Here is a 10,444-nt window from a genome sequence, read left to right as displayed (position 1 = left end):
GCTGTTCAGGCTGTCTTGCCCCGGGGCCTCCGGCGTGCCCCGCGGGGCGTCCGGGGCCGGGCGTCAGACGCACGCGATGGAATCTTCCCCGGCAGGAGATGCCGAGCCGTCATTGCGCACGATGATCACCTGCACGCATGTGGGTTCATCGGGATTGGCGCTGACGTCCACGCGCGGCGCGGTCGTTGACAGGTAGTTCCCGCCGCCCTTGACGGTCTTGATCCGCCACTTGTACGTGTCACCCTGTTTTGGCTGCGGGTTGGTCCAGGTGAACCGCACCTTGCCACCGGCCCCGACGCTGCCCGCGAGTTTGGCGACGTCCGGCACGGAGCCGTCATCCAGGGCGTCGGCCGGCGGCTTGCTGGGCTGCTCACTCGGCAGCGCCTGGGGCTGCGGCGCGGTGGACGCGACAATGATGCCCACGACAATGGCCAGCACCAGGAGCGTCCCTCCGGCAATGGCCAGCCAGAGGTTCCGTTTGCCGTGGTCCTGTGCGGGCTCCGGGTTCTCCGGTCCCGGTGCGGGCTCTGGCCGGCTGCTCCGGAGGACGGTGGCCTGAGCCCAGTCACCGCCGTCGTCCGCTGCCGGCGCCGGAAATGCCGCCGGCAGGGCGCCCGGCGCCGCAGAAGGTTTCGACGGCGACGTCCACGGAACGGCCGACGGCGGCGCTGCTGGCTGTGCCGCAGGAGACGGACTCTGCTGCCCGCCAATCAGCGGCCACGTCCGCGCCGGAAAGGTCGGGGCGCTGCCCGTTTTCTCCGGGTCGATGGAAGCAACGTTGCGGACCCGGGTCTCCTCGACGCCGTCGTCGGCGTGGTCGTCCTCCTGCTGCCGCTCCTCGAGGACTTCGAACGGTGTGACCGACAGGTTCAGCTCCGCCTGGATGCGCTGCAGCGCGAGGGCGAAGGCGTGGGCCGACGAATAGCGGGAGGTCGCCGATTTTGCCATGGCCGTTGCCAGGGCGAGCTCAAGTGATTCGGGCACGTCCGCCCTGCCAAGGCGCGGCACAGGCATGCTGGTGATCCGCGAGATCAGTTCGCGTTGCGAGTTGTCCGCGCCCGGCAGGACAAACGGTGACCGGCCGGCCAGCAGCGTGTACAGGGTGGCGCCCAGCGCCCAGACATCCACCAGGACGCCGTCGACGTTTCCGTCGTGGAACTGTTCCGGCGGGGACCACGGGATGGACATCCCCGCGTCCTCGTCCGCGGCGCCGCCGAGCGTGCCGGAGATGCCGAAGTCCGTGAGCGCGGGGCGGTTGTAGTCGGTGACCAGGATGTTGGCGGGCTTGATGTCGCGGTGCGCTATGCCTGCCCGGTGGGCGGTCTCGACGGCGGAGGCAACCTGGATGCCGATGGCCAGGACCTCATCGACGCTGAAGCGCTGCCGCCGGTACCGGACATCCAAACTGGGCCGTGAGCAGTATTCCATCGCGAGGTAGGAGTGCCCGTCATCCGTGACCTCGGCTTCGAAGATGGTGACGATGAACGGGTGCGAGGACAGCTGGGCCATGAGGTTGGCCTCGGACTCAAACCTCCGCCGGGCGCCCTCCGTCTTGAGGCCGGAAAGCAGGACCTTCACGGCCACCTTGCGGCGCGGACGGTCCTGTTCATACAGGTAGACGTCGGAGAACCCGCCCGATCCGAGCAGGCTGACATAGGTGAAACCGGGGATGTGGGGCGGCGGGGCTGCCGGCCGCTTGGAACTCAAAGAATCTCCTCAAAACGCAACGAAACGTCGTCGCCAAGTTCTGCGACGTCCCCGTCCAGGACGATCGCCATTTCATTCTGGGCCAGGCGTCGCGGCGGCTGGCCCTCGCGGACCAGCACCGTGCCATTGGTCGCCTTGAGGTCGCACAGCATCACATGCCAGCCCTCGAGCCTGACCTCGATGTGGGACCGCGAGATGTCGCCGCCGGGGCTGGCCACCTGGACCAGCCGCGGCATGGCACCGCCCTGGACCCTGGAGACGGACGGCTGCCGGCCGATGACGAGCGACTCCTCCAGCCCAATCACTTCGCCGGTGGAGAGCCGCACCTGTCCCAGCCGGGGACGGGGCACCTGCACAGCGACGTCGGGGAGCGGCGAACCGCACGTGGAACACTGCCCGTTGGTGGGAGGGTTCGCGTGGCCCGCTGCGCACACCCGCGCCAGTACCAGGGGACCGCCGGCCAGCGGACCGCCGCCGGGCGCGGCGCCGGATGCCGCCGGGGGCTGGTCGGGCGCGGCCCTGAGTTCACTCTTCAAAACCGTCTGGCCGTCGTGGTCGCCCTCGGCGGGACGGGCCGGCGTCTCCGGCTGGCCCTGCCCGGGCTGCGGCTCGGGCGCCGCCGTGGTGCCGAGATCCGGCAACGGGATGAACGACGGCGGTGCAGGAGGACGCTGGCCGTTGTCACTGCGCGTTGCCCACGGCACGGAATCGATCAGCCCGCCCGCCGCGGGGCCTGACGCCGGGACCGCCGGCGGGCCGGCTTCCGGGCCTGCTGCCGGAAGCCCGGTTTCTGATGCTGCGGCCTGTTCAGCCCCGGCATCTTGAGCCGCGGCTTCTGGAGATTCAGCCGCATCCGGAATGTCTGCAGCACCTTGTGATGCGGCTGCAGCCCCGTGCATTGGTGCTTCCTCGGCGTCTTCCCCGGTCCGCACCGCCGCACCCTCGATGCTGCGCACCACGGTCTTGTCCCACAGATGGTCATACGAACTGGTCAGTTCGCTGGCCGGCTGCGGCAGGTCCCCAGGATTGCCGTCGTCTTCCCGCACCGGCTCGTCAGCCTGCGGTTCGTCAGGCTGCGGTTCTTCAAGCAACGGCTCCTCAGGAACCACCGCATCCACCCGCGTCTCATCAGACACCGTCTCACCGGCCCCCGCCGGCATTGCAGCCAGGGTTTCCGCTGACGTTTCCGCCGCCGCTAAGGCCGCGGCGGCAGTTCCGGTTCCCGCAGTTCCTGTTCCGGCCACGGCCAGCCGCAGCGACTGAAGTAGAACCACGCCTTCAGCCACGGGCAGCTCAAGGTCCGTTGCAGCCGGCCGGCCGGTTTCATCGGTCTTGCCGTTCTTGTCCGGCACTCCGGGGACGGCCAGGCTGAACCACTCCGGAGAGTCAAGCCACCGCTCCGTCCACGTGGTGACGTTCCGGCCGTCCAGCTTCACCGTGCCGGTCGGCAGCTGGACACTCAGCTCGAGCTCGCCGCGCAGGAAGACCCGCAAGGATTCGCGGAAGCCGATGATGCCAAACTGCGGGCACCGGGACAGCGGCACACCCAGACCCCCCGTTACTGCGTGCAGTACCTCGTGGACCTCCGGCGCGCCCTGCAGCAGGTCCCAGACCTTCCGGACGAGGGCAGGCTGAGACTCCGGGCCCAAAATGACGGCCGTCCCCGAGCGGAGGATCCCGAACCAGCTGCCTGGAGCGTAGCTAGCTGCCGTCATGTGCAGTTTCCCCGTTTCCCGCGTGGCGCGGCAGCGTATCCTCGTCCTCCGCCGCAGCCGCAGTCCTCGGTGCCGTGGTGGAGACGCCATCCTCGTTCAGGACATTCCTGGCGTCGACGACAATCACCGTGACGTTGTCCCGGCCGCCGCTCCTCAGTGCCGCCTGGATCAGCAGGTCAACGGCTTCCTGGGGGTCCGGCACCGTGTTGAGGATGTCAAACATCTGGTCGTCCGTGAGTTCGCCGTTGAGCCCGTCGGAGCAGACCATCATGCGGTCGCCCTCCTCGATGGGAAGCAGCCAGTAATCAGCCTCCGTCTCATCGCCCGTGCCCAGCGCCCGGGTGACCACGTGGCGCCGGGGATGGACCGTGGCCTCCTCCGCCGTGATTTCTCCGGTGTCCACCAGCTCCTGGACTTCCGAGTGGTCCACGCTGATCTGGGCGAGCCTGCCCTGGCTCAGCCGGTAGGTCCGGGAATCACCGATGTTCATGACCAGCCAGTAGGGGATGCCCATCTGTTCCACCACCACCACGCCCGTCAGCGTGGTACCCGCGCGCGATCCTGTGGCGGCGCGGATGGAGTCGTCCGCGATGGCCAGGTACTGCTGCACCACCGAGGCCGTGGCTGTCCGCTCTCCGGTGGCCAGCTGGGGCAACGTTGCCAGGGCGCGCACGCACATGCCGCTGGCGACTTCGCCGGCCTCATGGCCTCCCATGCCGTCCGCGACGGCGAAGATCGGGTCGGACGCTATAAAGGAGTCCTCGTTGAGCTCGCGGCGAAGGCCGCGGTCCGTTCCGTAGCCGTAGCTCAGGTTGAGGCCTGGCCTTCCGCCGGCCGATTCGGTGCGGGCCGCCTGCTGTGAATTCATGCCTGTCCTACGTTGAAGGTGCGGTCCCCGAAATGAACGGTGGTCCCGGGGCTGACAAATGAAGGGACGCCGGGCACTAACGCAGTGCGGACGCCGTCCGGTGTGGTGACGGCGCTGCCGTTGGTCGAGTTGCGGTCTGTGACCCACACGCCGGCGCCGTCGGTGAGCAGGTGCAGGTGCGTTTTTGAAATGGTCCGTCCGGGATCCGGCACGGCCAGCAGCTGCGCCTGGGACTCTCCGGCACCGGCGGCGGGGTTACGCCCGATCAGCACGCTGCGCTCCAGACGGAAGTCGCGGCCGTCGTCGAGCCGTATCCTGAGCACCGCCACGGGCGGTGCCTCCTGCCCGGAACCGCGCAGCTGCGTGCGGTCGAGGACATCGTCCGGGTGGCCGGCGTCGGATGGGTTGGGTTCCGGCCGATCGACGACGGGCAGGCTTGCGGCACTGGCGGCGACGGCCACCGGTGAAGAAACCGGCTGGACAGGAGGGAGGTCCAGCGGGGCGAAGCTGTACGGCCCCTGGATGCCGCCTGACGTCACCGGGTTTCGCCCGGCATGAACATCAAACACGAGCGTCTTGGCGGCCCGGTCCTGCCATCCCTGGAGCCCGCCGTCCCTGTCCCAGGAGCTGGAGACGACGACGAGGAAGGCCCACGCGGCGGCCAACAGCGCCAGCGGGCCCAGGATCCACAGTGCGGCGTCGAACCACCGGAAAATCACCACGGCGACGGCGGCCGCAACGGCCAGCAGCACCCCGGCGCCCGTGACGGTTCCGCGCAGGACGACGGCGCCCGTCCCCGGCGCGTAGCCGTCCTTGTCGGTCGTGCGGATGCCCATCGCCCGGCTGCCAATGGTGCTCCCGGAACGGCCCTCGACGCCGGCGAGGACGAAAAGGTAGACGAGCGTCAGGCCGACAGCGATGCCTCCCAACAGGGCAAGTGTTCCGGTGTCGTAGACGATGAAGCCGGCGCTGCGGGAACTTGTGACGCTGGCGAAGCCGAGGGAGAAAAGGACCACCAGGACAACCGCCGGTGCAAGCCAGTCCAGCACTGCGGCCCCGAGGCGTTTTCCGGGCGCCGCCGGGACCAGCTCCAGTTTCGTTCCCATGTCCGTTCCTTCCCCCTGCGGCTCCCCCCGCCGCTCCCCCTGCCCCGTGGGCTTGATGCTACCGGGAAACCTCACGGGCTGCGTTGCCGCCCCGCAGGCGCCACAGTAGCTCGCCCCGGCGCGAAGCGGCTGTCCGCAGTGGCCGCAGCGCCTGCCGCCGGCAGTCTTCATGCCCTCAGTCTTCGGGTCAGTCATGGTCGCTTCGGCCCTCGCCATCCTGCGCCGCGGCGGCTGAGGGCGGCCCGGGCGTCAGCCAGCAGGGACCGCGGCGAGAACCGTGCCTGCTGGCGTCGCCAGAAGCCGACCGTCGCCGTCATGTCCTTCAGCGAACCGTCCACAATGGTCCAGTACTCCCGGACTTCTTCCTCACTGGGCTGGCCGGCCCCGAAAATGGACGCGTCGGCCCTGTGGGCCAGCTGTGTGGTGGCAGTGCTGGCGGCGGGGAAGGCCTCGGCGACGACGGCGGCGGATTCCCTCCGCGTCGCGCGGGTGTCAACGGCCGCGCCCATGTCGGTGGCAAGGCTGAGGACCTCGTTCCACCCGCCACCCACGCGCTGCGCGGGATGTCCGTCCGTGAACCGGGACTTGCGCCGCCGCGACTTCAGAAGCGCGATGAGCAGCAGCGGGAGCGCCAGGATTCCAAGCGGAATCATGGCAATGCCGACCGCGCTGAGGATGGGTCCCCAAAACAGCCAGGGGTTGTTCTTCTTCTCATCGGCGTCCAGCGCGTCCGGAGAAGAGTCCGGCGGAAGGTCGGCCGGCTCCTGCGGCGGGGGCGGCGGCTGAAGCACCTGCGGCTTCGGTTTCGACTTGTTTTCAGGGTCCGGCGGAATGGGAATGTTGTCCTTGGGCGGCGTGGGGTCGAACGGCACCCAGCCGACACGGTCGAACGCGACCTCGACCCACGCGTGGACATCCTTGCCCATGATCTTGATTTCCCCGGCGCCGTTTTCGGGGCTCTTCGGGTCTGGATAGAAGCCCATGACCACCCGGGACGGGATGCCCAGGTGGCGCAGCATGAGGGACATGGCCACGGCGTACTGTTCGTCGTCGCCGAGCATCTGCTTGGCTGTCAGCAGGTCGCGGATGCGGGCCGCGCTGTGGCCGGAGAGGCTCGGCAGCTGGCCGTCGGCGATGAGCCCGTTGCTGAAGGCGCCCTTCTTTTGGAAGTGGGCTTCGATTTGGCGCACCTGGTCGACGGCGGTGGGGGCGTCGGCTGTCAGATCGTTGGCCTGCGCACCGACAACGGGAGGGATGTCCGCGACGTCCGGGAGCGTCATCTTGGCGAAGTCATACTGCGTCAGCTGCCCGTGTTCGAGCTTCACCGGTTCCGAGACCTGAACGCTGTACGAATCCCCCGTGGACAGGCCCTGGGTGGTGACAGCCGTGTCCGTTCCGGAGTTGAAGTACAGCCCTGTGGCCGGGGCGGAGGAACCCGGCGCGAAGCTGAGGCCGGTGGTCCTCCTGCCGCCGGGAACGAAGTAGCCCTGATAGTCCTCGACGGTGATGTCCAGGGTGTACTCGTTCGTCGGAACCGGTCCGGCGGAATCCGCCAGCGTATTGATGGACTTAGCATCGCCCACCTTGCTGAAGTTGCCGGACCCGTTCGGATCCATGGTGTAGTTCGTCCCGTTGAAGGCGTCCAGCGCTCCGAGCCGCACGCGTGCGTCCTTGGGAAGGCCCTTGACCGCAAACAGCGGGTCGTCCTTCTTGTCCTTGACCAAGTTGCGGAAGCTCGCCAGGGGCGTGACGTAGTCCTTTGGGTCGAACGGCGGCACAATGACGTTGCGCAAAACCCTCCGTTCGTCGCCCGCGGAGATGAGGGGCGAAACAGCGGCCGTGATGCCGACAGTCACCGCGATGACCGCTGCCCCGGCGGCCAGCCTGCGCATTCTGGCGCGGCGGGCCGTGTCGGCGTCGTGCTGCGGACGGTTGACGGACACCTTCAGGGTGTTGCTGCGCCGGAGGCAGTCCCGGCGGAAGGTGGCCCAGGCGATGCCCACAACAGTCAGCGCAATGCCCCTTTCAACGGTCAGGAACCCTGCGTTGGTGCTGAAGGCGATCCCGGTGACGAACAGGGCCAGCACGGGCAGCAACGGCCAGTAGGGGCTGCGCGTCCGCCAGGTCAGGATTCCGGCGACAAGTCCGGCAATGAGCGAGCTGAGGAAGGGAACGATGAGCACTCCCCCGGCGGTACCCACCGGAACACCGACCGTAAGCATGTCCTTCCATGCGAACACGACGCCGAGCAGAAGCGTACGCAGTGACTCGAGGCTCGGGATGACCCCGGCGATGGCCGCCCCGGGCACTGCGAGCGCGGTGCCGAGGACCAGGTATGCGCCGAGCGCCAGGGCGGTGGTGATCAGGAGCCCCAAGCGGAAGTGTGCATTTGAGGCGGCGATGGCGAGGCCGAGGACGACTCCGCCGAACCCTGCGGCCAGATAGTACGGGTCGCCTCCGAAGCTGAGACTGAAGCCCAGGACCCCCAGCCCCAGCAGGACGGTGAGCGCTCCGGCGTCGAGCAGAAAGTGCCACGGCGGCTGGCCGCTGGAGAAGGCCGACGGCGGCGGAGCCTGCCGGCGCGGACGGAGACTGGTTGCCTGGCTCATGCGGCTGCCTTTCTCAGGACAGCGGGAAGGTCGGAGAGTTCACCGAGGGTGAGCACGGTGAGGTCTCCGATGTTCGCGCGGGCGGGTGCAGCACCGGCGTCGACGCGTACTGCCAGGCTGCGGACCCCCGGCGGCACCGAAGCACCTGCTGACCGCAGCTGCGTGGGCGTCACCTGGCTGCCCACCACGAAGAAGACCACCGAGGCGTTGGGGACGGTGTCGGCCAGCGTCCGGGCTAGGTCCACGGCGGTCTTCCGCAGGGGGGTGCCGGCGATCCGGGTCATGCCGTCCAGCATGGTGCGGCCGGTCTCGCAGCGCAGCGGCCCGGCCTGGGTGAGGACGTCCAGCTCGCGCTGTTCACGGATGGCCTGGCGGCCGATGGAGGCGGCAGCGGAGATGGCCATTTCAAATTCGTGTTCGGAGGCGTACTCATCGGTGTTGACGGACAGCGATATTGCGAGGTGGGCGCGCCGGGTCTCCTCGAACTGGCGCACCATGAGCTTGTTGGTCCGGGCCGTGGTCTTCCAGTGGATATGGCGCCGGTCATCGCCCGGTACGTAGTCGCGCAGCGCGTGGAACGAGACATCCGCGCTGGAGAGGTCGGTGGTGGGCATGCCCTCCAGGTCACGGATGAAGCCGGCGGCGGATCCTGCCAGCGCCACCGTCTTCGGGTGGACGTAAAGGTCCTGGGGCTTCGTCCAGAGCACCTGGCGGCGCAGGAGGCGCAGCGGATCGGCCCGGACGGAACGCACCGGCCCGACGGCGATCACCGCACGGCGTGCGGTGGGAATGGTGAAAAGATCCTCATGCACCTGCTGCGGTTTCATGCGCGGCAGGTGGAAGACAGCCGTGGAAGCCCCCACCGGCAGCTCAAGGTCTGCGGGCAGCAGCGGACGCGCCGAAGTGTTGGACACGGCGATGCTTCCCACCGCGCTGTCCCCCACCGCAACACGGGTCCGGGCCAGGTCCAGCAGGACACCATAGGAGGACCTGCCAAGGATAAAGCCGACGGCAATGAGAAACAGAACCAGCGCCGCGACGGCCGCGGCTTTGGCCTCCTGCCAGCCGTAGGCTTCTCCGGCTGCCCACAGCAGCACGGCCGCCCCGAGGACAGACCAGCCGAGGACGCTCACCACGCCCAGCACGGGCTGGACGCGGCGTGACCAGGCGCCGCGGACGGCATCCCAGGCCGGAGCAATAGCCTGTCCGGCGGTTTTGCCGGCTTCGGTCCACACCGCCGACGGGTGAAGCCGGCTGTTCCTGCCAAGAGGCAGTCCGCGCTTGCGGAACGGCCCATCCGTGAAAAGTGGCCGGCGAAGGCGGCCAGCAAGCCGGGTAAAGGGAGAGCCGGTGGACATGTTTGGAACCTTTTGTTGGCGCTGGAATCGTAAATGCGGGGCCGGGGCCCGAAGTCTAGGCGGAAGCCCGCGGTCTAGACGGCTGCGCGCTGCTGGGGAGCGGCGACGTCGGCCAGGACACGGGCCAGGACAGCCTCCGCCGTGGCACCGGAGAACTCCGCCTCGGGGTCCATGACAAAGCGGTGCGTCCAGACAACTGCGGCCAGGTCCTTGACGTCATCCGGCAGGACAAAATTCCGTCCCTGCGCGGCCGCCCAGACCTTGGCTGCCCGGACCATGGCCAAGGCTCCGCGGACGGATACCCCCAGCCGGCTTTCGGGGGCGTTGCGGGTCTCTTCGCACAGCCGTGAGATGTACTCGAGCACAGCGGTGTCCACGTGGGTGGTGGCTGCAAGGTCGGCCATGTCCGCCACGGCCTGGGTGGTGATGACCGGCTGCAGGTCTTTCGAACGGTCCTTCAGGTTGCTGCCGCCCAGCAGCTGAACGGTGGAGGCGTGGTCCGGGTACCCGATGGACGTTTTGATGAGGAAGCGGTCCAGCTGTGCCTCGGGGAGCCGGTAGGTGCCTGCCTGCTCGATCGGGTTCTGGGTGGCCATCACCATGAACGGGCGGCCCGCCTCATAGGTGGTGCCGTCCACCGTGACCCGGGATTCCTCCATGACCTCGAGCAGGGCCGACTGCGTCTTCGGCGATGCACGGTTGATTTCGTCGGCGAGGACGATGTTGCTGAAGATCGGCCCCTTGTGGAACTCGAACTTCTGCGTCTTCTGGTCGTAGATGGTCACGCCGGTGACATCGGAGGGCAGCAGGTCCGGGGTGAACTGGATGCGGCTGTTGGATCCCTGGACCGTGGCGGCCAAGGCCCGCGCCAGTGATGTTTTACCGGTGCCGGGGGCATCCTCGAAGAGGACGTGGCCTTCGGCAAGCATGGCCGTGAACGTCAGCCGGATGACGTGGGCCTTGCCCAGCACCGCCTGGCCCACGTTGGCGACGAGTTTTTCGAACGTGCCCGCAAACCAGGCGGCCTGCTCGGTTGTCATGGTCATGGGAGGTTCCTCTTCCGTTGTGTGGAGTCTTTGTT

At 68.2% G+C, this 10,444-nt stretch carries 7 protein-coding genes; all 7 read right to left on the bottom strand.

Features of this window, described 5'->3' with window-relative positions; genetic code table 11:
* Positions 1-63 precede the first annotated feature (63 nt).
* Complete coding sequence (locus tag JYA52_RS17010; RefSeq protein ID WP_205654384.1) at positions 64-1,707, bottom strand: serine/threonine-protein kinase; 1,644 nt, start codon at positions 1,705-1,707, stop codon at positions 64-66.
* Positions 1,704-3,422 carry a hypothetical protein gene (locus JYA52_RS17005; protein WP_205654382.1) on the bottom strand — a complete coding sequence of 573 codons (1,719 nt, stop codon included), beginning with the start codon at positions 3,420-3,422 and terminating at the stop codon, positions 1,704-1,706. The genes JYA52_RS17010 and JYA52_RS17005 overlap by 4 nt, the downstream gene beginning before the upstream one ends.
* Entirely contained in the window at positions 3,409-4,290 is an 882-nt protein-coding gene (locus tag JYA52_RS17000; RefSeq protein ID WP_205654380.1) for a PP2C family protein-serine/threonine phosphatase, read from the bottom strand. The genes JYA52_RS17005 and JYA52_RS17000 overlap by 14 nt, the downstream gene beginning before the upstream one ends.
* Positions 4,287-5,396: an RDD family protein gene (locus tag JYA52_RS16995; RefSeq protein ID WP_205654378.1), complete on the bottom strand. Its 1,110-nt coding sequence runs from the start codon at positions 5,394-5,396 to the stop codon at positions 4,287-4,289. Before JYA52_RS16995 ends, JYA52_RS17000 begins: the two co-directional genes overlap by 4 nt.
* A gap of 191 nt (positions 5,397-5,587) precedes the next feature.
* A complete protein-coding gene (locus JYA52_RS16990) occupies positions 5,588-8,005 on the bottom strand; it encodes a transglutaminase TgpA family protein (RefSeq protein WP_205654376.1) in 2,418 nt (805 codons plus the stop codon).
* On the bottom strand, positions 8,002-9,363 hold the full coding sequence (locus JYA52_RS16985; protein ID WP_205654375.1) for a DUF58 domain-containing protein: 1,362 nt from the start codon (positions 9,361-9,363) through the stop codon (positions 8,002-8,004). The genes JYA52_RS16990 and JYA52_RS16985 overlap by 4 nt, the downstream gene beginning before the upstream one ends.
* 74 nt (positions 9,364-9,437) lie before the next feature.
* On the bottom strand, positions 9,438-10,409 hold the full coding sequence (locus JYA52_RS16980; protein ID WP_205654373.1) for an AAA family ATPase: 972 nt from the start codon (positions 10,407-10,409) through the stop codon (positions 9,438-9,440).
* Between the last annotated feature and the right edge of the window lie 35 nt (positions 10,410-10,444).

Source organism: Arthrobacter pascens (genome assembly GCF_017052465.1).
GTDB classification, from domain to species: domain Bacteria; phylum Actinomycetota; class Actinomycetes; order Actinomycetales; family Micrococcaceae; genus Arthrobacter; species Arthrobacter pascens.
This window is presented reverse-complemented; position numbering and strand designations above follow the sequence as displayed.